A 23534-nucleotide genomic window follows, 5' to 3' on the forward strand; every position below is an offset into this window, starting at 1 on the left:
CATCAAATGCCTGCCGGTGCCATGCGCCTAGCGCCAGCGTTGCCGCCAGTGGTTGATCAGGTCGGCCTGAGTAATCAGGCCCAGAAAGCGTCCACGCTCCACCACGATGGCAACATGGCCCTCGTTGAAGGTGCGCAGCAGCTTTTCGGTGCTATCGGTGGGCGACAGGGTCTCCAGCTCGGTGCTCATGGCCTTGCGCACCGGCAGCCGGAAATGCTCGGGCTCATCATGCACCGCCAGCAACAGATCCCATTCGTCGATGATGCCCACCACCTCGGCATCGCCCTCCACCACCGGCAGTTGCGACACATCATGCCGGCGCATGCGGGCGTAGACGTCGGCCAGGGTTTCGTCCGGCCGGCAGGTCACGGTTGCCCCCAGGTCATGGCGGCGGGTAATCAGGTCGGTCAGGTTGCCCTGCTGCGGCAGGTGCTTGAGCCCCTGGTCTATCAACCAGCCCTCGTTGTACTGCTTGGATAGATACTTGTTGCCGCTATCGCAGATAAAGGTCACCACCCGCTTGGGTTCGGTCTGGGCCCGGCAATAGCGCAAGGCAGCCGCCACCAGGGTGCCGCTGGACGACCCGGCGAGCACGCCTTCCACCTCCAGCAACTGCCGTGCGGTATCGATACTCTCTTCATCGCCTATGCGATAAGCACGGTGCACCGCGCTGAAGTCGGCCATGGGTGGAATGAAGTCCTCACCTATGCCCTCCACCCGCCAACTGCCGGCCTCGCCATAGCTGCCGGTTTCCACATAGTCGGCCAGCACCGAGCCCACCGGGTCAGCCAGCACGAACTCCACGGCCGGGTCGGCCCGCTTGAAGAAACGCGACAGCCCGGTCAGCGTGCCGGCCGAGCCCACGCCCACCACCACGGCATCCACAGCGTGCCCCAGTTGCTGCCATAGCTCCGGCCCCGTGCCGTGCTCATGCGCAGCGGGGTTGGCCGGGTTGTTGAACTGGTCGATGTAATAGGCACCAGGGGTTTCCTCGGCAATGCGGCGGGCGTAGTCCTGGTAGTAAAGCGGGTGGCCCTTGTTCACATCCGAGCGGGTAATGATGACCTCGGCCCCCAGGGCCTTGAGATGGAAGATCTTCTCCAGGCTCATTTTATCGGGCACCACCAGCTTGAGCTTGTAGCCCTTGCGGGCCGCCACCAGTGCCAGGCCCAGGCCGGTATTGCCGGCCGTGGCTTCGATGATGGTGGCCCCTGGCTGCAGCTTGCCTTCACGTTCTGCCGCCTCGATCATGGTCAGGGCAATGCGGTCCTTGATGGAGCCGCCGGGGTTATGGCTTTCCAGCTTGACGAACAGCTCACACGGGCCGGTATCCAGGCGGGTAAGCTGTATCAGCGGGGTCTGGCCTATCAGGCCTAGCATGGGATCAAAAGACATGATGAGTCTCTATAACAGGGCTAAGGCCACTGGCCGATTGTGTCGGCACAGCGCCGGGAAAGGGCACATCCAGCCCCTAGGCGCACGAATGCACCGGGGCGGCCGGGAGCCGACATAATGCAACAACCAGCATACGGTAAGGTGGCTTGGATCAGGATAGCCGGGAAAAGTGCAGCGTAAAGCCTTCACCGAGATAGCCATCCAGCGTAGCCTGGGGCAAATCCGGTGGCAGCTCCAGCACGATGCCGGCGGGCGTCAGGTCAAAATGCGACAGCATGCGGGCAAACGTGCGGCCATGCGCCGTCTTGACGTAATCGAACAGGCGAGGGTGTATGGCAATGACCAGCGGGTCTCGCCGGCCCGCCACCTTGAAATGATTGAGCGCGTGTATCAGCCGGCACAATCGGTCCAGCTTGAGCAGGCCATCTTCGCCCGCCGCCAGGGTAAACAGCTTGCCGGCCGGAAAAGGTTCGCCATCCGGCCCGCGCACCTGCAAGTCGGCCCGAGCGAGGTGGGCGCCGCCCACCTCGATACGGCTGAAATGGCTGCGCAATTCGCACTTGAAAAAACGCCCCACCACACCGCCTTCGTCCAGCAACAGCGGATAGCCAGCTACCCACTGGGTCGGCAGGCTGCCTATCAAGGCAGCCAGCGTCGCCTGCTGATCAGGGCTCATGATGCCTGCACCCCGGCGGTGACCAGGGCTGCGTGATAGGCGTAGCGTACGAGCACGTGCAGCACGATGGCTTCCCTCAGCGGTTAGGCTGCGGCGTCAGGCGCAGATAGGGCCGCAAAGCGCGGTAGCCCCGAGGAAAGCGGCGCTGTATTTCCTCTGCATCGGTCAGGCTGGGTACGATCACCACATCGTCACCATCCTGCCAGTTGGCCGGGGTGGCAACCTTGTGGTTGTCGGTCAGCTGCAGCGAATCGATCACCCGCAGTATCTCGTGGAAATTACGCCCAGTGCTGGCCGGGTAGGTCAGCGTCAGCCGTATTTTTCGCTCCGGGTCGATCACGAATACCGTGCGCACCGTGAGGTTGGCCAGCGAGTTGGGGTGGATCATGTCGTACAGCGTGGCCACCTTGCGGTCGGCATCGGCCAGGATGGGGAAGTTGAGTTTGACGTCCTGAGTCTCCTCAATGTCGCTCACCCAGCGGTTGTGCGATTCCAGGCTATCCACGCTGACGGCCAGCGCCTTGACATTGCGCTTGGCAAACTCCCCCTTTAGCTTGGCGGTAAAGCCCAGCTCGGTGGTGCAGACCGGGGTGAAGTCGGCCGGGTGAGAGAACAGCAGCACCCAACTATTGCCGGCCCAGCTATGCAGCGTGATCGGGCCTTCGGTGGATTCCTGGGTAAAGTCGGGGGCGATATCGCCAAGGCGCAGGGTCATCTTTCTCTCCTCTATCAAATATGGGATAAAAGCTCAGTTTGCTAGGGCAACGGGGGGTGCTGCAGCTAGGCCGGCCGACTGGGCCGCGCCATGCCCGGCAGATCATGCGCGCGCTGCCCCTGCCCACCAACTATCACTTGCTATAGATTTGGTCGAACACACCGCCATCACCAAAGTGGGCCTTCTGCACCTTGGACCAACCGCCAAACACCGCATCGATGGTGAACAGATTGACCTTGGCGAACTTGCTGGCGTACTTGGCTGCCACATTGGCGTCGACGGGACGGTAGTAATTCTGAGCCGCAATCTCCTGCCCAACGGGAGAGTACAGGTATTCAAGGTAGGCCTGCGCCACCTTGGCCGTGCCACGCTTGGCGGCATTCTTGTCCACCACGGCAACAGTAGGCTCAGCCAGGATGGACACTGAGGGCGTGATAATGTCGAACTTGTTCGGCCCCAGTTCCTTTACCGACAAATAGGCCTCGTTCTCCCAGGCGATCAGCACATCACCAATACCTCGCTCGACAAAGGTCACCGTCGAGCCACGGGCACCGGTATCAAGCACCTTCACATTCCGGTACAGCTTGCCCACATAGTCCTTGGCTCGGGCCTCGCTGCCGCCCGGCTGCTTCAGTGCCCAACCCCAGGCAGCCAGGTAGTTCCAGCGCGCACCGCCAGAAGTCTTGGGATTGGGGGTAATCACCTCCACCCCCGGCTTCACCAGATCACCCCAGTCACGAATGCCCTTGGGGTTGCCCTTGCGTACCAAGAAAACAATGGTGGAGGTATAGGGGGCACTATTGTGCTTGAGGCGCTTCTGCCAATCGGCCGGCAACAGCCTGGACTTGTCGGCAATCTCATCGATATCGCCGGCCAGTGCCAGCGTCACCACATCGGCTTCCAGCCCATCAATCACCGAGCGCGCCTGCTTGCCCGAACCACCATGCGATTGCTTGACGTTGACATCGTCACCCGTCTTTTTCTTCCAATCGGCGGCAAAGGCCTTGTTGAAGTCCTGATACAGCTCGCGGGTCGGATCGTAGGAGACATTGAGCAGATCAATACTGGCGGCATGCACAGACAAGGGCAGCAGTGCAGTGCCGACAAGGGCGACGAGAATCTTGCGGGACATGGTGCGCTCCGGTTGTTCGTTGTGATGTCGCCACTGTACCGAAGCCCATAAATTACATTAATGAATTTGAAATTAGATTTTTATTCCATTTAGAAATATTGAGAGTTTTTCTGACCACCCGCACCATCACAGTTTGCAGCTTGAATCCGGATACATGTTTATAAACATCTTCGTCATCGGCCAGCAAGGATGCCGATGCTAAACTCAACAAAGCCTGAACTGAACACACTTGCCGTCTGTTGATAGAGCCATCACTTGGGCCGCCCCACCCTAACTCGTTCCAGAGGAATTCCATGTCACGCCCCATTGTTCCCTGGCTGCTTGGCGGCAGCCTAGTTGCCGTCGTCACCTGGGCTGCCATCAAACCCGCTGGCGGCCAGGCAGACAAAGGAGGCCCCGGCGACAAACCCACCCTGGTAAGCACGGTATTGAGCCAGGCCCAGGATGTACCCTTGCGCTTCGAAGCACAGGGCACGGTCGCCGCCTTGAACATGGTTGAACTCCGCCCGCAGGTATCCAGCACCATACGCACCATCCATATCCGCGAAGGCCAGGACGTCAAGGCGGGCCAGCTTCTGTTTACCCTCGATAGCCGCGTGGACAACAGCCGGGTCGAGCAAAGCAGTGCCGAGCTGGCCCAGGCCCGTGCACAGCTGCACGAAGCCGAGCGCAACCTGGCAAGGTCCCGCGAACTGTTAAAGCAGCAGTTCATCTCGCAGAGCGCCGTCGACAGCGCCCAGTCCACAGCCGACAGCCTGCGCGCCAGTCTGGCAGCCCGACAGGCAGCATTGGGCTCGGCCAAGGTGGGGCTCAGCTACCAGAGCATCATCGCCCCGTTTGCCGGTCGGGCCGGCGCCATCGACATCCACCCCGGCTCGCTGGTGCAGCCCGGCATGGCACAGCCCTTGACCAGCGTCACCCAGCTCGACCCTATTGCCGTCAGCTTTACCCTGCCCGAACGGGAGCTGCAGCGGCTGCTGGCCGCACAGCAGGCCGGCCAGTCACCGGCTTATGTCACGCTGGACAGCGGCGAGCGCATCCAAGGCAAGCTCAGCTTCATCGACAACAACGTCAATGCCGATAGCGGCACCATCCGCCTCAAGGCGGAGTTTCCCAACGGCAGGCACCAGCTTTGGCCTGGCGCCTTCGCACGGGTGGCGGTGGATCTGGGCATGGAAAAACAGGCCGTCACCCTGCCCGTCGGCGCCCTGCAGACCGGCCCGCAAGGCCAGTTTGTCTACCTGGTGGCGCCCGACAGTACCGTCAAACCCCAAGCCATCAAACTCAGCCGGGTCATAACCCAGGACGGCAAGCAGTTTGGCGTGGTCAGTGGCCTGCCCGCTGGCAAGAAGGTCGTGGTGGAAGGCGGCCAGAACCTGCGCCCCGGCGCCGCCATCAGCGAAGGCAAGGCCGGTGGTGAAAAACGCCAGGGCAAACCAGGCTGACAGCCCCAATGGCACCGCCTACCACACCATGCCCATAGGGCCTGCCCGGCAGCATAGCCCTGATAACGCAGCGTAGAGCCCATATGCACCTCTCAGAAATCTGTATTCGCCGTCCTGTCATGACCACCCTGCTGTCGGTATCGGTCGTGTTACTGGGCCTGTTTGCCTACCAGAAGCTGCCGATTGCAGCACTGCCGTCCTTCGAAACACCCACCATCAACGTCTCAGCCAACCTGGCTGGCGCCTCGCCCGACACCATGGCAGCCTCGGTGGCGACACCGCTGGAGAAGCAGTTCTCCACCATTGCCGGCCTCAAGCTCATCACCTCCACATCGCGCCAGGGTTCCACCAACATCACGTTGGAGTTCGACGACGACCGCGATATCGACAAGGCCGCCGTCGATGTGCAGGCGGCCCTGCTGCAAGCACAGCGCAGCCTGCCCGAAGACATGGTGGACCTGCCCTCCTACCGCAAGGTCAATCCTGCCGACCAGCCCATCATCCTGATCAGCATGACCTCGCCGTCCATGCCGCTGTCGGAGCTGAACAACTATGCCGAAAACCTGATCTCGCCCAGCTTGGCCACCATAGCTGGGGTAGCCCAGGTGAACGTGTTTGGACAGCGCAAGTACGCCGTCCGGGTCAGCATGGATCCCGACAAGCTGGCCGCCCGCGACCTGACCATGGCTGAAGTCGCCGCCGCCTTACGCGCAGCCAATGCCAATAGCCCGGTCGGGATACTGGATGGGCAGCGCCAGCAGCTCATCATTGAAGCCAACAAGCAGTTGAGCCGCGCCGAGGACTTCCGTAATCTCATCATCGCCCTCAAGAACGGCAACCCGGTGCGCCTGGGCGAACTGGCACGGGTGGAAGACAGCATCCAGTCCGTGACCTCGGCCGCTTATATAAATGGCGAACTCGGGGTGGTCATGGGCGTGCAGCGCCAGCCCAGCGCCAATACCGTGGCCGTGATAGACCGCATACGCGAAGTCATCCCCGGCCTGGTCGAACAGATGCCGGATTCGGTCAAGCTGCAGTTCCGCAATGACCGCTCCACCTCTATCCGCGAGGCCATACACGATGTGAACTTCACCCTGGGCCTGACAGTGGCCCTGGTGGTGCTGGTGATTTTCCTGTTCCTGCGCCGCGCCACCGCCACGCTCATCCCCACCGTCACGCTGCCGGTGTCGCTGATCTCCACCTTCGCCCTGATGGCCTGGCTGGGGCATTCGCTCAACAATATCTCGCTACTGGGCATTACCCTGGCGGTGGGCCTGGTGGTGGACGATGCCATCGTGGTGCTGGAAAACATCGTTCGCTATATAGAAGAAGGCATGAAGCCCTTCGACGCCGCCATCAAGGGCGCCCGCGAAGTGGGCTTCACCATCGTCTCCATCTCGCTCTCGTTGGTGGCGGTCTTCATCCCTATCTTTTATATGCCGGGGGTGATAGGCAAGTTGTTCCACGAGTTTGCACTGGTAGTGAGCCTGGCCATCCTGGTCTCGGGCGTCGCCTCGCTGACACTGATTCCGCTGCTCTGTGCACGCTTTCTCAAGCATGAGGACGAGAGCAAGCCGGCCAACGCCGTCAGCCGCGCCTTCGAGCGTTTCTTCGACGGCCTGCTGGGTGCCTATCGCGACACCCTGGATACTGCCCTGCGCCACCGTCCCTTTGTCCTGGGCGTGGCAGTACTGACCTTCGGGCTCAGCGCCTGGTTCTTCTACACCATACCCAAGGGCTTCTTTCCCGAGGAAGATATCAACCAGATCACTGCCCGCAGCGAGGCAGCGCTGGATACCTCCTACCCCGCCATGCATGCGCTGCAAAAGCAAGCCGAGACCCTGGTGCGGCAGAGCCCCCATGTGGATCAGGTGGTCTCCATCGTTGGCGGCGGCTTCAACAGCAACAACAGCGGCCGCATGTTCATTAACCTCAAACCCAAGGGACAACGGCCCGATATGCAGGCCGTCATTGCCGACCTGCGCAAACGCACCAGCAATATCGCCGGCCTGCGCATGTTCTTCAGCGCCGACCAGAATCTGCAGATAGGCAGCGTGCAGTCCAACAGCAAGTTCCAGTACGTGCTGCAGAGCGTGCAGTCGGACGAGCTATACGAGTGGTCGGAAAAACTGCAGAAAGCCCTGCGCGAGGAACCCCTGCTCACCGATATCAGCAGCAATGCCCAGCGCAAGGGGCTGCAGGCCACGCTCAAGATAGACCGCGAGCAGGCCGCACGGCTAGGCGTCAGCATGGCCACCCTGCGCGACACCCTTTACGCCGCGTTCGGCGACAGACAGGTGGCTACCATCTATACCTCGTCCGACGACTATGCCGTGATGATGCGGTTTGACGACAGTTATCGTACCGACGAAACCGCCTTCGAGAAGGTCAGGGTACGTGCCAGTACCGGCCAGCTGGTACCGCTAAAAGCCTTTGCCCAGGTGGAACGGACCATAGGCCCGACCTCGGTCAATCACCGCGGTCAGTTGCAGGCCGTGACCCTGTCCTTCAATCTGGCGCCCGGCGCCACCCTGGGGGAGGCACTCAAGCGGGTCGAGGCCGTCAAAGAGGAACTGGGCGTGCCCCAGACCGTGCTGACTACCCTGGGCGGTGATGCTGCTACCTTCCAGTCCAGTCAGACCAGCCAGCTGGCCTTGATACTGATTGCACTGGCGGTCATCTATGTACTGCTGGGTGTGCTGTACGAGAGCTATATCCACCCCATCACCATCCTGGCCGGCCTGCCATCGGCGGCAGTAGGGGCACTGGTCACGCTCAGGCTGTTCAATATGGAACTGACCCTGATCGCGGTGATAGGCATCCTGCTGCTGATAGGCATCGTCAAGAAGAACGCCATCATGATGATCGACTTTGCCATCGAGGCCCGCCACCGGGGCGAGACTGACCCGGTGAAAGCCATACGTGATGCCTGCCTGCTGCGCTTCCGCCCCATCATGATGACCACCCTCGCCGCCATGATGGGTGCCCTGCCCATCGCAGCCGGCCTGGGGGCCGGGGCCGAGCTACGGCAGCCTCTGGGCCTGGCGGTCGTCGGCGGGCTGGTGTTCTCCCAACTGATCACCCTCTATATCACGCCGGTGCTCTATCTGTTCTTTGACGGCCTGCAGGTGCGCTTCAGTGGCAAGCCGGCAGCGGCTCACCCAGGCTGAGGATCTGAGGACAGGCGCACCTTCCCCCATATGAATGATGGCGTAGCGCCCTCGCCCAGCTACATTGCAGTGGTCATGGCGGCGGCGCCAGCAACGGGGGATTCATGGGCAATATGCGTAGCGTTGGCAACAGCGGGCGGCACGCGGGCAGCGTCCGCGCAGGCTGCCGAGCCCACCGGCTGGCACTGATGACACTGGCCGTTTCAGCTATGTTGGCCCATGCAGGGCCTGGCCCTATCCTGGCAGCAGGCCAACCGGTCGATTGGTGGTTCGCCTTCAAGTTCAACGCCCAGACCTTTCCCGGCTGCGGCCAGGCTGCTGCAGCCAATACCTGCGCCTTTGGCGGCACCCTGCAGGCACCGTCGTCGGGCTATAGCCAGCAATATGTCTATGCCAGCAGCGCCAACGCCGAGCTGAAACAGGGCAGCAACTGCCTGGGTACGACGCCCACCGACCCGGTAGGTGCCACCTTCGGCCAGGTCTACCAGGGCAGCAGTTATTACGTGGTGTGGAACGACCAGTTCTATTCAGCCCCCGATGTCGCCCACTGCGGCAAGAGCTGCAGTGCACCGTGGGGGCATTCGAAGGGCCTGCTCGCCTGGGATGACACGGGCAATGGCCTGGTCATGCAGGTCAGCACCCCCTCCTGGCCGGCGGCAGCCAGCCAGGCACGCCCGCGCAGCGGCGATGGCAATACCCTGGGCTGCATCGCCTCGACCGACAACATCATGGTCAGCCAGCATTTCTTTGCCTTGCGCCTGAATCGCGCCGATGTCCGAACCGTCCTGCTGGCCATGCAGACCGCCAGCGTGGTGACCGACCCCACCAATCCACAGATCGTGCACAATGGCGGCCCGCAGGAGATTCAGGACCTAGTGTCCCAGTTAGGGACGAAGTCGCAGGCACGTATCGTTACCTCCGCCCCCCTCTCCACCGGCGTGCGCATCATCGCCAAGCCCGCCCGCCTGCAGGTGCCGCCCTGGCAACTGGTATCGACCGAGCTACAGAGCGCCGCCCTCAAGGTGGCCAGTTGGTGGGAGGCCGATAAACCCAGTCAGGTCATCCCCAGTACTGATGGGTCCAAGCCGCCAGCCTGCTGGGACAGCAGCCTGGCCCAGCCAGGCCCGGTGGTCAACGTCTTGGCTGGCCAGTGGGGCGGCACCCCATTCAGCCTGACCGGCGGGCTGGGTAAAAACCACAATCATGCCAAGCTGGGCATCAGCACTTCGGGCGACCGGCCCTATGCCATATTTGGCGACATGAATCAGGAAGGCACACTCGCCGGCAAATGTGGCGCCTCGCAGAATGGCCGGGGTGGTATGTTCTTCGTGGTCGAGGATGCGGCGCTCAACCGCAGCCTGGGCGAGCTGATCGGCGGCGCGGTATCGCCACCCGCCAATTAGCACTTACCGCGTGCGGATACAGAATATGAAAAGGCCGACACCATGATGTCGGCCTTGGTATTGCATGGCAGGATGGCCGGCGCGTACCGGGAGTAAGGCTGCAGCGCTGGTCGGTCAGGAAACCGTCCAGCCCCCTGTGTGCAGCCTTGACCTACGGCCAGCCATCCAGCGGGGCCAGAGCTGGCCCCGCTTGCTGTACATCATGCAGTGACCGATTACCAGGTCAGCTTCAGGGTGTACTTGCCGTTGGTGCTGCCGGTGCCGCCAGCGTAGTAGTACACGCGAGCGTAGTAGGTAGCCGAAGCGCTGCCGTTGTTCTTCACCGAAGCGCTATCAACCTTGCCTGCGCCCAATTCGCTGGATGCCACTTGGCTGCCGGCGGAGTTGTACAGGTAGAGGTCATAGTCAGCGGTGGTCGAACCCGGGGTCATGACTGCAGCCAGGGTCTTGCCAGCAGGCAAGGTCACCTTGAAGTAGTCGGTGTCGCTGCTGGAACCCATGTTGCCGCTAACGGTGGTGCCACTGGTGGCCACGCTGTTGGCAGCGGTACGGGTGTTGTTCGACTCGGTTTCGTTCATGGTGGTGCCGCCGCCCGGAGGCTGGGTGGTACCAATGGCAGCCTGCACGGCAGCATAGGCGTCCAGCATGCCGGTGCCGCAACCGCTACAGGTGGCCACGAAAGGACGAGCCGACGACTTCAGCTTGGCTTCCACTTCATCCGGCGTCAGCGTGGGCTTGGCCGCAATCATCAGGGCAGCAACAGCAGCTACGTGCGGGGTAGCCATCGAGGTACCCTGGTAGTAAGCGTAGTTGTCTGCACCTGGCGTGGTGCTGCCAGCGTTCAGGGTCGACAGGATGCCGTTGGCGTCACCGCTGCTTTGGTCACCGCCAGGAGCAGCGATATCCACCAGGGTGCCGTAGTTGGAGTAGTAAGCGCGAGCACCAGTCTTGCCATAGGCAGCCACTGCCACCACGCCCGAGCAGTTGGCCGGGCTGGAGTTGCTGACGTTCTGGTTCTCGTTACCGGCAGCCACGATCACCACAGCGCCATTGGCGCGTGCAGCGTTGATGGCGTTCTGGCTGGTGGTATCACACGCACCGCCGCCGCCCAGGGACAGGTTCAGCACCCGTGCCTTGTTCGGGTTGGTGGGCAGGCCGCTGACGGTGCCGCCTGCTGCCCAGATCATGGCATCGGCGATGTCCGAGGTATAGCCACCGCACTGGCCCAGAACGCGCATCGGCAAGATCTTGGCATTGGGGGCAATACCGGCAACACCAGCGCCATTATTGGTCACGGCAGCAATGGTGCCGGCAACGTGGGTGCCGTGCCAGCTGGAGCCGTAGGCGGGGTCGCCTTGCTGGCACTGGTTGGCGGCAGTGTAATCACCGGTATCCTTGGCATCGCTGTCGCGGCCATTACCATCGTTGGAGACGGCGGTATCGTTGATCATGTCGTAGCCGCCCACCACATTGGCAGCCAGGTCGACGTGTGGACGATAGCCGGTATCGATCACGGCCACATTGACGCCGCTACCGGTGGACAGATCCCAGGCGTTCAGCACATTGATGCCGACCGAGCTGGTCTGCAGGGCCCACATATCAGCCCAGCGGCTGTCGTTAGGCGCAGCAGCCATGGCCGTCATCACGCGGTCAGGCTCAGCGTATTCGATATTGGCATCGGCCTTGGCCATTTGCTCGGCCAGGGCGGCGACTTCCTTCACCTTCATGCGCTTGTCCAGCTTCCAGACCTGGGTACCCAGACCACCGGAGCGCAGGAAAGTGACGTTGCCGCCGAAACGGGCAGCCACGGCTTGCAGACGGCTTTGGCGCTCGGCCTGGATGCCGGCCTGCAGCGACGCAGCGCTTGGGCCAGCCAGTTGAGCCGCGCTCAGACCGGTAGCCTTGTACTTCAGGATGATGCGATTCGTCATGTCGATGGTGTTCGACTTGGACGAACCCGAACCCGCTACCGCCGTGCCAGCCAACATGACCAACGCGAGGGCGACACCGCCTTGCTTGAACAACGGTGCCCACTCAGTGTTTCTTCTCATTGCTTATTGCTCCGTTTGCACTGCTACTTCGCGCCGTGGCTCCGCCGACGCTGGATGTAAACCACCGACCCTCCCCCATGGATGTGGGGCGGGGACGTAGAGCCTGGGGGGTGTTCGATCAGCCAGCGTCAGGCTGGCAAGGGCGAGTCGGCCGCAACATGGCGGCGCACGGCAATAGCGTGGCAACCCGGCGATAGCGCCAGGACGGGAGGAAGCGCAGCAGCGCTCGCAAACCAGGACATGCCTAACCCTCCGACAGCAGGAAGAAGCGAAAATGCTCTCCCCACCGTGACGAAAACGGTGAGCCGGGCAACGGCCCGGCGGCGTGTTGTTCAGTTACTGGAATTGCATTGGGGAAGCCTGACTGTCGCCATCGAGCTTGTGGCCCGGATGTGACTGTCTTCAACCCGCGCAGCGGCGAGAACTCACGCGGCGGGTAAAACCGGTCTATGTGCCGGTTGGTGTGGAATGCAATCTAAGCGACATCGTGCCGTACCAACAATTTTTTGTAGTTGCGCTGTTTGCAAACTGCAACACATGACAGTGCAGACCCGCGCCAATCAAGGCACTGCCGCTTACCAGTCCACTTTAAGCAAACCGGGTGGCAGTACCACATGGCAGGCTAGCCTGGGCAATGCTGGCGTATCGGCCAAAAATGTTGCAGCGCACTGCTCTGCGGTCAACAGGCCCTGGCGCGCCAGCACATTGCGCTCCTTGCCTGACATCACGACCAAAGCATCATTTTGTACCGGATAAACCGTCAGATGAACCAGACACGCACCACAAGTGCCACGGCCACATCTCCAGTACAGTGGCAGACAGCCGTCACGGGCCAGATCGCGCACCGTATCGATCAGCAGACTACCTGTCTCGGCCTCGGTCTCTAGCGGCGCGGCCATGCCGCCACCTTGCAATATCAACTTGGTCATAGGCTTAATGGAATGACAGTCGGTGCCGCTATGCAAGTTTTGCCTGATAACCCTTGCTACAGCTTGTGTTACAGTCGATTCAACCTTGCCCGAATGCCCGCCTTATGAAGCCTGCCCTGCCCGCCCTGCTGCTTAGCCTTGCCACCCTGTTCGGCCACGCCGCCCTGCCCGACGACATGAGTGCAGCGCGCGACGCAGCCCGCACTGGCCGCCTGACCCAGGTGGCCGACCTGACCGAGCGTATCGACGGTACGCCACTGGAGATGTACCCCCGCTACTGGTTGCTCAATGCCCAGATCGACGATGTGGCCGATAACGAGGTGACCGACTACCTGGAGCGCTACCAAGGCAGCCTGCTGGCCGACAGGCTCAGGGGCGACTGGCTCAAGAGCCTGGGCAAGCGCGGCCACTGGTCGGTTTTCGCACGCGAGTGGCCCAAGCTGCTGCAATGGGAACCCGCCAGCGAACTGCATTGCTATCGCCTGCAACTGGCCATGCAGCAAGGCGACATGGCCACCGTGCTGCGCGAGGGCAAGCCACTGTGGTTCAACGCCAAGGGCCTGGCCGACGCCTGTGCCCCGGTATTCGACCATTTGTTCAAGCTGGGCTACCTGAACAATGAATCGGCATGGGCGCGCATACGGTTGGCCTTCGATGCCAACAACCCCGAATTCGCCATCCAGCTGCTGCCCAGGCTGGACAACCCCGCCGGCATGGATGCCCGTACCGTGCGTGCCATCGCCGCCAAGCCCGACAAGGCGGCCACCCTGCTGGCACTCAACAGCCGTGGCGGCCGCGAACTGGCCCTGTTCGCCGTCGACCGGCTGGCGCGCAGTGCACCCGATGCTGGCGTGTCCCTGCTGGGCAAGCTGAGCGAACGCCTGCCGGAAGCCGACCGCCGCCATGCCTGGAGCCAGATTGCTTACCAGGCCGCCCGCAAGCTTGATGACAGGGCGCTGGAGTGGTTTGCGCGCGGTGCCGCCCCGGCCCAGCTCGATAGCGAAGGGCGCGAGTGGTATGTGCGCAGCGCGCTGCGCCAAGGCGACTGGGCCAGCGTCGCGCTGGTGATCGACGCCATGCCGGCTGAGCAGCAGCGCGACCCCGCCTGGCGCTACTGGCGCGCCCGTGCCTACCAGCAAGCCGGCAACAGCGTGGAAGCCAACCGCCGCTACGCCGAATTGATGGCGGAACACCATTTCTACGGTCTACTGGCACGAGACGAGATCGGCCCGGTGGTTGATGTCACCGCCGGCCGCTACAAGCCCAATGCCGAAGAACTGCAAGCCATACGCAAGCTGCCCGGGGTGCAGCGCGCCCTACTGCTCAATGACATGGACTGGCGGCTGGATGCCCTGCGCGAATGGAACTGGACCATGCGCGGGCTCAGCGACAGACAGCTGCTGGCCGCCGCCGAGGTCGCCCGCCAGGCGCAGTGGTACGACCGCGCCATCTATTCGGCGGAACGCACGCGTGAAATCCACGACTTCAGCCTGCGTTTCCTGGCCCCCTACCGCGATGTCACCCAGAGCTATGCCCGCGAGCTGGAACTGGACGATGCCTGGGTCTATGGCCTGATACGGCAGGAGAGCCGGTTTGTCACTGTGGCCCGCTCGCATGTGGGGGCGCAGGGCTTGATGCAGCTGATGCCGGCCACGGCGCGCTGGGTGGCCAAGAAGGTCGGCGTCAGCTACAGCCCGGTGGCCGTCAATGAGATAGGCACCAATGTGCAGCTGGGCACCTTCTACCTCAAGCACGTGCTGGAAAGCCTGGGCAATCAGCCTGTGCTGGCCACCGCCGCCTATAACGCCGGCCCAGGCCGCGCCCGCGTATGGCGCGCCAACCGCGCACTGGAGGGCGCCATCTACGCCGAGAGCATCCCCTTTAGCGAAACACGCGACTACGTCAAGAAGGTGATGAGCAACGCCATCTATTACTCGCAGGCTTTTGGCCGGGGCGAAACCTCGCTGAAGAAACGCCTGGGCGTCATTCCGCCCAAGGGCGGAGTGGACGTGTCGCTGGGCGATACCCCCTAACCAGCCGCCGCCCCCGCCTGGCGGATCATCCAGGCAGGGGCGCAGCCGACGGGTGCCAAGCTGGCCTCCCCATGCAAAACCGGCTAGAACAATACATACCCTCTCGCTGGAGCCCGCCATGCCCGTCCCTCGCAATGCCCGCCTGCTGGTCATAGGTGGCACCGGCTTTGTCGGCACCTCGCTGGCCGAGCGGCTTGCCGCCCGTGGCCACATCGTCACACTGCCCACCCGCGACCGCGAGAAGGTCCGGCAGAACCTCATCCCACTGCCCGGCGTCGAGGTGGTGAACGCCAATGTGCACGATGCCGCCACCCTGGCGGCACTGATGCCCGGCCACGCTGCCGTCATCAATCTGGTCGGCATACTGCACGGCTCGCCCGAGCGCTTTCGTCACGCGCATGTGGCACTCAGCGACAAGATCATGTCGGCCATGGCCACAGCCGGCATCAAGCGCTATCTGCATATGAGCGCGCTGGGCGCCGACCCGGCCGGGCCGTCGCACTACCAGCAGAGCAAGGGCGAGGCTGAGGCCCACATACGCGCCAGCGGGCTGGACTGGACAATATTCCGCCCCTCCCTGATCTTTGGCCCGGGCACCTGCTTTGTCAGCCTGTTTGCCGATCTGCTCAAGCTGGCCCCCTGCCTGCCCATGGGCGGCGCCCAGGCCCGCATGCAGCCCGTCTGGGTGGAGGATGTCAGCCGTGCCTTTGTGGCAGCGCTGGCGGACGATGCCCTGATAGGACAGTCGCTCAATCTGGTCGGCCCCAAGGTCTACACCATGGCAGAGCTGGTCCGCCTGATCGGGCGGGCCGCTGGCACACCCAGGCCCGTTCTGAGCCTGCCTGACGGCCTGGCACGCCTGCAGGCCAGCCTGCTGGGCCTGTTGCCCAACCCGCCCTTGAGCACCGACAACCTCGATTCACTCAAGATCGATAGCGTCGATCCTGCCGGCTTCCCCGCCCACTTGGGTTGGCAGGCCACGGCGCTGGAAGCAATCCTGCCGCTATTGCTGACACAAGGCCGCCCGCGTGATCGCTATCTGCAACTGAGGCGACAGCACCGCTAGGACAACGCAGCCGCTGGCTAGCGCCAACCCTTAGCGCGGTTCACAGTTTTTTCGCTGCGGCGAGAAGACTGTGAACAGACCCTTGCACCACCACTCCCGCTGTCGCCTGTCTTCCAAGGAATCGTCCCATGCAACTGGTCATCGGCAACAAGGCTTACTCCTCCTGGTCCCTGCGGCCCTGGCTCTTGCTCAAGCAGGCCGGCATACCGTTCGAGGAGATCGTGATACCGCTGCAGCAGGCCGGCAGCCATGAAGCCATATTGCGCTACGCGCCGACTGGCAAGGTGCCCTGCCTGCTGGAAGGCCCGATACATGTGTGGGAATCACTGGCCATCTGCGAGTACCTGGCAGAACGTTTTGCAGAGCAGCCATTCTGGCCCAGCAATCCAGCCCAAAGGGCCGAGGCCCGCTCGCTGGCAGCAGAGATGCACGCCGGCTTTGCCGCCCTGCGCCAGCATTACCCCATGAATGTACGCCGCCAGGTGCCACCCAGCGCGCGTCCACCCGAGGTGGAACGCGACATCACCCGCTTCGCCGCACTGATCGAAAGCCTGCGCAGCCGCCATGCCGCTGCCGGCCCTTTCCTGATGGGCGAGTTCGGCATACTGGATGCCATGTACGCCCCGGTGGCCACCCGCTGCCACACCTACTCCATCGCCCTGCCCGCCCGCGCCCAGGCCTGGGTAGACCATATCCTGGCCCTGCCCGCCATGCGGGAATGGTATGCCGCCGCAGCGGCAGAGCCGTGGGTGATAGAGGCCAGCGAACCTAAGAGCCTGTGAGGAACATGGGTCATGGATGGGCGGTGGCGGATGTAGCAGGCGCCAGGGCAACCCTGGCGCAGGACGTCAGCGCAGCCTGAACCAGTAGGCTCTCCCCTGATTGAATCCACCCCCCCCGCCCGCGCCGCCGCGCCGGAAGTCCACGTTGCACGGTGCGTGGGGGGAGCCTCGCTGGCGCTCGTTATCTCGCTGAATGGCTTCAGCGCCTGCGATCAACGTAGGTCCTGGATGGGCGGTGGCGGATGGAGTAGGCGCCAGTGCAGCCCCCGCAAAGCCCCCTTCATGCCCCCCAGCTGCGCATATCCTCGATGTCGGGTGCGCCATTGGTGCTGGGGGCATCTTTCTCCCCGTCGGATTCAAACAGGCCTTCCAGCTCCTGGGCGGCATCGCGGGCGGTCTGCATCAGCTGGGTTTCGTCGTGGTGCACCGCGTATTGCTTGTCCAGCAGTGCCTCGTCATGGGCACGGAATGCCGCCAAGGTGCTGGCTGCGCCTACCGATGAAACACCCAGCCCCTGCAGCACCCCGCCGGCCATTTCCAGGCTAGCGGCAAAGGTCTCGCGGGTCGCCACCGTCACGCCCAGGTCACGCAGGCGATAGTAGTGGAAACGATTGCGCGCACGGGCGTAGATCTTGAGGTGCGGGAAATGCTCGCGCACGGTTTCGGCCGTGCGCAATGAGGCTTCAACGTCATCTATGGCCAGCACGAACAACTCGGCATCGGCAGCGCCCGCCGCCCGCAGCACATCCAGCCGCGAGGCATCGCCGTAATGGATGCGGTTGCCAAAGCGGCGGACAAAATCCACCTGTTCAAAGCTGTGTTCCAGTACGGTGGCCGGTATCTTGCGCATGCGCAGCACCCGCGCCACGATCTGGCCAAACCGGCCAAAGCCGGCAATGATGACCCTATGCTGGTCTGACTTGATCTGATCGAACTCACGCACCGTCTGCTCGTCCAGCCGTGGCGCAATCCAGCGTTCATGTAGCAGCACCACAAACGGCGTCATGGCCATGGAAAGCGTCACCACCATGGCCAGCAGGTCCGCCGTCGCCTTGTCCATCAGATGCTGCCCCACTGCCAGGGTCAGCAGCACAAAGGCAAATTCACCGCCCTGCGCCAGGTAGACCGCAAACCGGCGCTGGGTACGGCCCTCCATGCCTGCCATCCGTCCTATCAGCAACAGCACGGCCGCCTTGACCACGATCAGGCCCAGCGCCAAGCCCAGCAACAGCAGCGGCTGTGCCAGCAGCAGGCCCAGATTGGCCGCCATGCCCACCGCCACGAAGAACAGGCCAAGCAGCACGCCCTTGAACGGCTCGATGTTGGCCTCCAGCTCATGCCGGTACTCGGAATCAGCCAGCAGCACCCCAGCCAGGAAGGCACCCAGCGACAAGCTGAGCCCGGCCGCCTCCATACCCCAGGCCGTCGCCATGACGATCAGCAGCGTAGCCATCACGAACAGCTCATGGCTATTGGCCTTGGCCACCTTGCGCAACAAGGTGCGCAGCACGAAGCGCCCCCCCAGCACCACACCGGCCACGGCGGCCAGCGAAACCCAAGCCGGCGGCCGGCTGGCGGTCGATGCCAGCGGCGACAGCAGGGGCAAAATGGCCAGCAAGGGAATGACCGCCAGATCCTGGAACAGCAGCACGGCGAAGCCGTCACGCCCATGACGGGTGGTGAGCTGGTTCTTCTCTGCCAGCATCTGCAGCACAAAGGCGGTGGAGGACAGCGAAAGCGCCAGGCCCGCCACGATCGCCGCCAGCCAGGGCAAGCCCAGCAGCCAGGCCAGCAAGGCCAGCAACAAGGAGGTCAGCAGCACCTGGGCGCCGCCCAGGCCAAACACCGCCCGGCGTAGCACCCATAGCCGCGAGGGCTGCAGTTCCAGCCCGATGATGAACAGCAGCAGCACCACGCCGAACTCGGTGGTGTGCAATATGGCGTCAGGCTGGGCAATCAGCCCCAGGCCCCAGGGGCCGATGGCCACCCCTGCGGCCAGGTAGCCCAAGACCGAGGCCAGGCCCAGGCGCTTGAGCAAGGGCACCGCCACCACGGCGGAAGCGAGCAGGACAACACCTTGCGAGAGCAGCGACATGGGCAGACAGTTCTGTTGAATGGACAGGTGTGGATAATCGCACGCCAGCCCCCCACCACAACAGACCCGGGCCCGGCGAAAAGCGCATTCCGCAAAGTGACATACCCCAGACGAGCCCGCCGACAGCCACAGGAAAGCGACTCACCTTCAGACTGCCGCGCCCACCATATGGCCGGACTGCAGGCAAACACGCAGCTGGTAATGCTATGTGAACTGGCGGCTGCTCGGTGCAGCCTTCAGCTTCGCGGCCAGACATGCACCAGATCGACCTTTATCCATCCCTCACTTCGTTATGGCGGGCGCTTTGTAGCTGGCTGGGACACTGGTTACGGCGGCACGGGCCTGACAGCGCATCGAAATAAGTCGGGTGGTGCAGCTTTTCGCCTTGCTTGATGCACCGTAGGGCAAATGGCCCATCCCCTACCAACGCTTCGAGCAACCGCACTTGCTCGTCGTCGACGCAATCTGCCAGCAATGCTGCCACCTTCGCTTGTGTATGCGCGGCAAGAGCGCATCCACATTGGGTATCAAGTGCCTGTTCACGGTCTATCGCCCCGCCTATGACCAGGCCACGGCTGTGGCAATAAAAAACCCCGCCAAGGCGGGGTTCTTACGTACGGCAGGGTGGGCCCCGCCGGCACGACGATCAGCCGTTGACGGCATCCTTAAGGGCCTTCAGGGCGCTGAAAGCCGGCGACTTGCGCGCGGCGATCTGGATGGCTTCGCCAGTCTTGGGGTTACGGCCGGTCTTGGCAGCCTTGGCCTTAACCGAGAACTTGCCTACGCCCGGCAACACAGCCTCTTCGCCCTTTGCCAGGGTGTCGCGCAGGGCATCGCCCAGGGCATCGACAAAAGCTTCGGTAACGGTCTTGGGTTGTTGGGTACGCTCGGCAAGTGCGTCGATCAGCTCTTTTTTGGTCCGCATGGAATTCTCTCAGAATGGGTGTCTTGGGCAAGCCCAGCCAAGCACCCCGTCAAGGGGTCCCCAGGGGCTCGATGGCGCATCGCAACCCGCCGTACTGCCTTGCGGCAAGCGGGCCAGTTCGATGATCAGCGCGCACCCTACCTCATAGCGGCGCAGCAATTCAACCCGTATGTGGTATCGGATATCCCTGCCGCGACCTTGTCACAGCAAGCTATTGTAGAAATTTCGCTTGCTGATTAGATGCTTAGTGACCAATGCCCGCCCGTCGATAACTTGGCGCACTGGCGAGTCCTGATGACGAATTTGTTGCCCGATTGATGCTATCGGCATGTGCCGCCCCACCTCCGGCAGACCCACAACACCGCGCCAGCACATGAAAACGGGCGCCCAGAGCGCCCGCTTCATAGCACCACAACAGCAGCATTGGCTAGGCCAAGCGGCTGCTCGCTGGCTTCAGAAGCTGCCGACCACCTTGACCGTACCATCCACCGAAGCCTTGTCTATATAGCCAATGGCATTGGGATTGCCCGCCACAAACTTCTTTACCTCGGCGCTGCCGCCTAGCTCCTTGGGCGGCGTGCCCTTGCCGGTGAACTGCATCTTGGCCCAGTGTGCCTTCACCCCTGCCGAGTCCTTCTTCAGCACCTTGGTACTGAATTCAGCACGGGTGGCGCCATCGGTCTGCTCCACCGGCGTGGCTGCCCCGCCACCAGGAAAACTATTGGCCTTGCCCAGGAACAGGTTGGCCACCTGCTCGGCCGACAGGCTATCCACCGCCGCCTTGGGATTGACCACCACGGCCACATCCGCCTGTGCCGCCGCGGTCAGCAGGGTGACCAGCACGAAATGACTGACTCTCATGGTCGTCCCCCTTAGAAGATAAAATCGACAGCAACGGTGTAGACATTCACCGATTTACCGGCAAAACCAGGCTTGGCAGCAGCAAAGAAATGATCCTTGCCCACCTCCGTCTCCACCCGGTCAAACTGGGCTTTGAGCGCCACGTTCTTCCAGGCATTCCAGCGCACACCCAAGGTCGTAGTGCTCTGATCGGCCCCGGCCTTGGTATCGATGATGGCAGCCTTCAACCCGGCCAGGCTGGCAGTGGGGGTGGGCAGGTTGTCTGCGGCATGGTTCAGGTCAGTGCGGACATCGGCGTAGCTGACATAAGGCATAAAGTCACCGAACCGGTAGCCCAGGGTGGTGTACCAGCCATCAGTATCCTCTACCAGGCTATCGGTGCGGCGCTGGGTGTATTCGCCCTGGAACACTAGTTGGCCGTCGTCGTAGATGGCGCCCAGGCCCGCAAACGAAGCTTTCTTTTTCTTGATCTCCAGCTCGCTGGTGGCTTTGCCCCAGGGGTCACGCACCGAGGCCGGCAATGCCGGATTGGCCGCCACGCCGCGCATGGTGGCAATCAGGGTGGTCAGCCCAGGACTGGTGGCGGTGATATCCGTGCCCACATAGCCGGCGCGGAACAGCCATGAGCCCATTTCGTAGGTAGCATTCACCCCCAGCAATTTCTTGAAATGGAAATCAAAGCCACTGGGCAGCTCCGACTTGGACTCACCGGCATAGGGCTGCACCGTTAGGGTATTGTCGCCCAGCGACATTTTCCAGATCAGGTCCAGGCCGCCGTACGAGGCACCAGCAACTTGCGCGTACACATCCACCGGCGGCCGCGCCCAGGTGTTGGCGTAGCCCACGTTGCGGTAGTCCGATATCAGGAAAATGGGCAGACCCATGCGGCCGCCGCGCACGGACAGATCGGGGGTGATGTTGTATTTGAGGAAGGCCCACTCGGCATCGGGCTTGAAGTTGCCGTCGCGGTTCTTCTGCGACAGCACCTGCACGGTGGCAGAGAACTGCTCGCTCATCTTGCCGACCACTTGCACCCCCAATTTGGTATCGACACCAAAATTGACGGAGCGGTCCGCCCCGTTGGGCTGGCGGGTACCCGAGCGGAACTGGGCATCGTTGGTATCGGTCTTGACGGCACTGACCGTGCCAAAACCGGAAACACTGAAGCTGGACTCATCCGCCCAGGCCGTGACGGCCAGCGCGGATGTTACGGCAAGGGCTAGGGGCTTGAAGGTTCGCACGTGCAGTCTCCGGGAGTTGAAGGAAGGGCGCATGTTCTGCCTCGCCTCCCGGAGCGCCTGCCGGGCTAGCGTAATACCAGTGCCAGTATCACCAGCAGCGCCGCCAGCAGGCCGGCGATGGTGGCCAGCCACTCATTGCGCTGGCGCTGGCTTTCGAGTAAATGCTCAGTCACTTCAATCAGCTTAGTCTGCCGTGCCGGGTCGGCAAGGTTGGCAATGGCTCGCGGCAGGGCAGGCAAAGTCTCCGCCCAATAAGGCGCTTCGTTCTTGATCTGGCGCAACAGCGCACGCCAGCCCACCTGCTCGTTCATCCAGCGCTGCAGAAAGGGTTGCGCGGTGGCCCACAGGTCCAGCTGGGGGTCGAGCTGGCGGCCCAGGCCTTCAATATTGAGTAGGGTTTTTTGCAACAAAACCAGCTGCGGCTGGATTTCCACATTGAAGCGGCGGGAGGTCTCGAACAGCCTCAGCAGTATCTGGCCCAGCGATATCTCGGCCAGCGGCTTGTCGAATATGGGCTCGCAGACGGTTCGTATGGCCGCCTCCAGCTCCTCGGCGCGGGTGTCCTTGGGCACCCAGCCCGATTCGATATGGGCAGTCGCCACCCGCTTGTAGTCGCGCTGGAAAAAGGCCAGGAAATTGATGGCCAAGTAGCGCCTGTCGTTGTCAGACAGGCTGCCGACTATGCCGAAGTCCAGGGCGATATAGCGATTGTCCGGCGCCACAAAGATATTGCCGGGGTGCATATCGGCATGGAAGAAGCCATCGCGGAATACCTGGGTAAAGAATATCTCCACCCCGAAGCGTGACAGTTTCTTCAGGTCTATGCCGGCTGCCTGCATGGCTTCGATCTGCGAAATGGGCGTGCCGTCCATCCATTCCAGCACCATGACCTTGCGGCTGGTGTAATCCCAGAACACCTCAGGCACGATCAGCTTGTCGCTATTGAGGAAATTGCGCCTTAGCTGGCTGGCATTGGCGGCTTCGCGCTGCAAATCCAGTTCATCATGCAGATAGCGATCAAACTCGGCCACAACCTGGCGGGGCTTGAGCCGCTTGCCATCGGCAAACAGCTTCTCCACCAGCCAGGCCATGACCTTGAGCAAGGCCAGGTCGGATTCGATCACTGGCTGGATGCCGGGACGCAATACCTTCACCGCTACCCGCCGGCCATCATGCAGCTCGGCGTAGTGCACCTGGGCGACCGAGGCCGACGCCACCGGGCTGGCGTCGAAACGGCGGAACACCTGCTCCAGCTGGCAGCCCAGCGCCTCGGTAATGACCTGCTCGGCCAATCGGTTGTCAAAAGGTTTAACCTTGTCCTGCAAGCGTGCAAGCTCGTCGGCCAGATCGGGCGGCAGCAGATCGCGCCGGGTGGACAGCACCTGGCCGAATTTGACGAAGATAGGCCCCAGCCGCTCCAGCGCGCGGCGCAAACGGACAGCGCGCGGGGCATCCAGCCGGCGCCAGAACAACACCAGCCTGACCAGCGCTTCCAGCCCACGCACGCGCTCATGGCCGAGGATGAACTCATCCAGGCCATAGGCAAAGACGATACGGATGATCTTGAAGAGGCGCAGAAGGAACATGAATGGGACGGGTTAGCACCCGCCTGCTG

At 62.6% G+C, this 23534-nt stretch carries 18 protein-coding genes; 6 read left to right on the forward strand and 12 right to left on the reverse strand.

Annotated elements, in window-relative coordinates; translation table 11 throughout:
* Positions 1-27: 27 nt before the first annotated feature.
* The 5 genes from QQK16_RS03070 to QQK16_RS03090 form a co-directional block, all read right to left on the reverse strand.
* Complete coding sequence (locus QQK16_RS03070) at positions 28-1395, reverse strand: cystathionine beta-synthase (RefSeq protein ID WP_284194953.1); 1368 nt, start codon at positions 1393-1395, stop codon at positions 28-30.
* Positions 1396-1546: 151 nt separating this feature from the next.
* Positions 1547-2071, reverse strand: a complete 525-nt coding sequence (locus QQK16_RS03075) for a hypothetical protein (RefSeq protein ID WP_284194954.1) — start codon at positions 2069-2071, stop codon at positions 1547-1549.
* 76 nt (positions 2072-2147) lie between these two features.
* Entirely contained in the window at positions 2148-2786 is a 639-nt protein-coding gene (locus QQK16_RS03080) for a peroxiredoxin (protein WP_284194955.1), read from the reverse strand.
* 133 nt (positions 2787-2919) lie between these two features.
* Complete coding sequence (locus QQK16_RS03085) at positions 2920-3918, reverse strand: sulfate ABC transporter substrate-binding protein (protein WP_284194956.1); 999 nt, start codon at positions 3916-3918, stop codon at positions 2920-2922.
* A 52-nt stretch (positions 3919-3970) separates the two neighbouring features.
* The gene (locus QQK16_RS03090; protein ID WP_284194957.1) at positions 3971-4213 is read right to left on the reverse strand and encodes a hypothetical protein; all 243 of its coding nucleotides are present in this window, start codon (positions 4211-4213) and stop codon (positions 3971-3973) included.
* Between QQK16_RS03090 and QQK16_RS03095 the strand changes: the two genes are divergently transcribed.
* The 3 genes from QQK16_RS03095 to QQK16_RS03105 all read left to right on the forward strand — a co-directional run bounded on the left by QQK16_RS03095 (position 4212) and on the right by QQK16_RS03105 (position 9936).
* Complete coding sequence (locus QQK16_RS03095) at positions 4212-5363, forward strand: efflux RND transporter periplasmic adaptor subunit (RefSeq protein WP_284194958.1); 1152 nt, start codon at positions 4212-4214, stop codon at positions 5361-5363. The genes QQK16_RS03090 and QQK16_RS03095 overlap by 2 nt on opposite strands.
* 83 nt (positions 5364-5446) lie before the next feature.
* Complete coding sequence (locus QQK16_RS03100) at positions 5447-8533, forward strand: efflux RND transporter permease subunit (protein WP_284194959.1); 3087 nt, start codon at positions 5447-5449, stop codon at positions 8531-8533.
* Positions 8534-8721: 188 nt separating this feature from the next.
* A complete protein-coding gene (locus QQK16_RS03105; RefSeq protein WP_284194960.1) occupies positions 8722-9936 on the forward strand; it encodes a deoxyribonuclease II family protein in 1215 nt (404 codons plus the stop codon).
* A gap of 215 nt (positions 9937-10151) precedes the next feature.
* On the opposite strand, the gene QQK16_RS03110 is transcribed toward QQK16_RS03105, so the two are convergent.
* Positions 10152-11987: a S8 family peptidase gene (locus tag QQK16_RS03110; protein ID WP_284194961.1), complete on the reverse strand. Its 1836-nt coding sequence runs from the start codon at positions 11985-11987 to the stop codon at positions 10152-10154.
* 575 nt (positions 11988-12562) lie between these two features.
* The gene (locus QQK16_RS03115; RefSeq protein ID WP_284194962.1) at positions 12563-12916 is read right to left on the reverse strand and encodes a 2Fe-2S iron-sulfur cluster-binding protein; all 354 of its coding nucleotides are present in this window, start codon (positions 12914-12916) and stop codon (positions 12563-12565) included.
* A 104-nt stretch (positions 12917-13020) separates the two neighbouring features.
* Here QQK16_RS03115 and QQK16_RS03120 point away from each other — a divergent pair, with 104 nt between their 5' ends.
* The 3 genes from QQK16_RS03120 to QQK16_RS03130 all read left to right on the forward strand — a co-directional run bounded on the left by QQK16_RS03120 (position 13021) and on the right by QQK16_RS03130 (position 16797).
* The gene (locus tag QQK16_RS03120) at positions 13021-14949 is read left to right on the forward strand and encodes a lytic transglycosylase domain-containing protein (RefSeq protein ID WP_284194963.1); all 1929 of its coding nucleotides are present in this window, start codon (positions 13021-13023) and stop codon (positions 14947-14949) included.
* Between the two features lie 118 nt (positions 14950-15067).
* Entirely contained in the window at positions 15068-16015 is a 948-nt protein-coding gene (locus tag QQK16_RS03125; protein ID WP_284194964.1) for a complex I NDUFA9 subunit family protein, read from the forward strand.
* 128 nt (positions 16016-16143) lie between these two features.
* Positions 16144-16797, forward strand: a complete 654-nt coding sequence (locus QQK16_RS03130) for a glutathione S-transferase family protein (protein ID WP_284194965.1) — start codon at positions 16144-16146, stop codon at positions 16795-16797.
* A 280-nt stretch (positions 16798-17077) separates the two neighbouring features.
* Here QQK16_RS03130 and QQK16_RS03135 read toward each other — a convergent pair whose 3' ends face one another.
* The 5 genes from QQK16_RS03135 to ubiB all read right to left on the reverse strand — a co-directional run bounded on the left by QQK16_RS03135 (position 17078) and on the right by ubiB (position 23505).
* On the reverse strand, positions 17078-18892 hold the full coding sequence (locus QQK16_RS03135) for a monovalent cation:proton antiporter-2 (CPA2) family protein (protein WP_284194966.1): 1815 nt from the start codon (positions 18890-18892) through the stop codon (positions 17078-17080).
* Between the two features lie 646 nt (positions 18893-19538).
* Positions 19539-19817, reverse strand: a complete 279-nt coding sequence (locus QQK16_RS03140; protein ID WP_284194967.1) for an HU family DNA-binding protein — start codon at positions 19815-19817, stop codon at positions 19539-19541.
* 453 nt (positions 19818-20270) lie between these two features.
* The gene (locus QQK16_RS03145; RefSeq protein ID WP_284194968.1) at positions 20271-20678 is read right to left on the reverse strand and encodes a hypothetical protein; all 408 of its coding nucleotides are present in this window, start codon (positions 20676-20678) and stop codon (positions 20271-20273) included.
* An 11-nt stretch (positions 20679-20689) separates the two neighbouring features.
* Positions 20690-21919 carry a porin gene (locus QQK16_RS03150; protein WP_284194969.1) on the reverse strand — a complete coding sequence of 410 codons (1230 nt, stop codon included), beginning with the start codon at positions 21917-21919 and terminating at the stop codon, positions 20690-20692.
* A gap of 65 nt (positions 21920-21984) precedes the next feature.
* A complete protein-coding gene (ubiB, locus tag QQK16_RS03155; protein WP_284194970.1) occupies positions 21985-23505 on the reverse strand; it encodes a ubiquinone biosynthesis regulatory protein kinase UbiB in 1521 nt (506 codons plus the stop codon).
* Between the last annotated feature and the right edge of the window lie 29 nt (positions 23506-23534).

Source organism: Chitinimonas prasina (assembly GCF_030160395.1).
Taxonomy (GTDB): domain Bacteria; phylum Pseudomonadota; class Gammaproteobacteria; order Burkholderiales; family Chitinimonadaceae; genus Chitinimonas; species Chitinimonas prasina.

What these genes read in the sequence shown, in the direction of transcription:
- QQK16_RS03145 (WP_284194968.1), bottom strand. Translation starts at nt 20,678, where the DNA reads ATGAGAGTCAGTCATTTCGTGCTGGTCACCCTGCTGACCGCGGCGGCA.
- QQK16_RS03100 (WP_284194959.1), top strand. Translation starts at nt 5,447, where the DNA reads ATGCACCTCTCAGAAATCTGTATTCGCCGTCCTGTCATGACCACCCTG.
- QQK16_RS03095 (WP_284194958.1), top strand. Translation starts at nt 4,212, where the DNA reads ATGTCACGCCCCATTGTTCCCTGGCTGCTTGGCGGCAGCCTAGTTGCC.
- QQK16_RS03090 (WP_284194957.1), bottom strand. Translation starts at nt 4,213, where the DNA reads ATGGAATTCCTCTGGAACGAGTTAGGGTGGGGCGGCCCAAGTGATGGC.
- QQK16_RS03080 (WP_284194955.1), bottom strand. Translation starts at nt 2,786, where the DNA reads ATGACCCTGCGCCTTGGCGATATCGCCCCCGACTTTACCCAGGAATCC.
- QQK16_RS03130 (WP_284194965.1), top strand. Translation starts at nt 16,144, where the DNA reads ATGCAACTGGTCATCGGCAACAAGGCTTACTCCTCCTGGTCCCTGCGG.
- QQK16_RS03075 (WP_284194954.1), bottom strand. Translation starts at nt 2,071, where the DNA reads ATGAGCCCTGATCAGCAGGCGACGCTGGCTGCCTTGATAGGCAGCCTG.
- QQK16_RS03115 (WP_284194962.1), bottom strand. Translation starts at nt 12,916, where the DNA reads ATGACCAAGTTGATATTGCAAGGTGGCGGCATGGCCGCGCCGCTAGAG.
- QQK16_RS03125 (WP_284194964.1), top strand. Translation starts at nt 15,068, where the DNA reads ATGCCCGTCCCTCGCAATGCCCGCCTGCTGGTCATAGGTGGCACCGGC.
- QQK16_RS03140 (WP_284194967.1), bottom strand. Translation starts at nt 19,817, where the DNA reads ATGCGGACCAAAAAAGAGCTGATCGACGCACTTGCCGAGCGTACCCAA.
- QQK16_RS03085 (WP_284194956.1), bottom strand. Translation starts at nt 3,918, where the DNA reads ATGTCCCGCAAGATTCTCGTCGCCCTTGTCGGCACTGCACTGCTGCCC.
- QQK16_RS03120 (WP_284194963.1), top strand. Translation starts at nt 13,021, where the DNA reads ATGAAGCCTGCCCTGCCCGCCCTGCTGCTTAGCCTTGCCACCCTGTTC.
- QQK16_RS03110 (WP_284194961.1), bottom strand. Translation starts at nt 11,987, where the DNA reads ATGAGAAGAAACACTGAGTGGGCACCGTTGTTCAAGCAAGGCGGTGTC.
- QQK16_RS03105 (WP_284194960.1), top strand. Translation starts at nt 8,722, where the DNA reads ATGACACTGGCCGTTTCAGCTATGTTGGCCCATGCAGGGCCTGGCCCT.
- QQK16_RS03135 (WP_284194966.1), bottom strand. Translation starts at nt 18,892, where the DNA reads ATGTCGCTGCTCTCGCAAGGTGTTGTCCTGCTCGCTTCCGCCGTGGTG.
- ubiB (WP_284194970.1), bottom strand. Translation starts at nt 23,505, where the DNA reads ATGTTCCTTCTGCGCCTCTTCAAGATCATCCGTATCGTCTTTGCCTAT.
- QQK16_RS03070 (WP_284194953.1), bottom strand. Translation starts at nt 1,395, where the DNA reads ATGTCTTTTGATCCCATGCTAGGCCTGATAGGCCAGACCCCGCTGATA.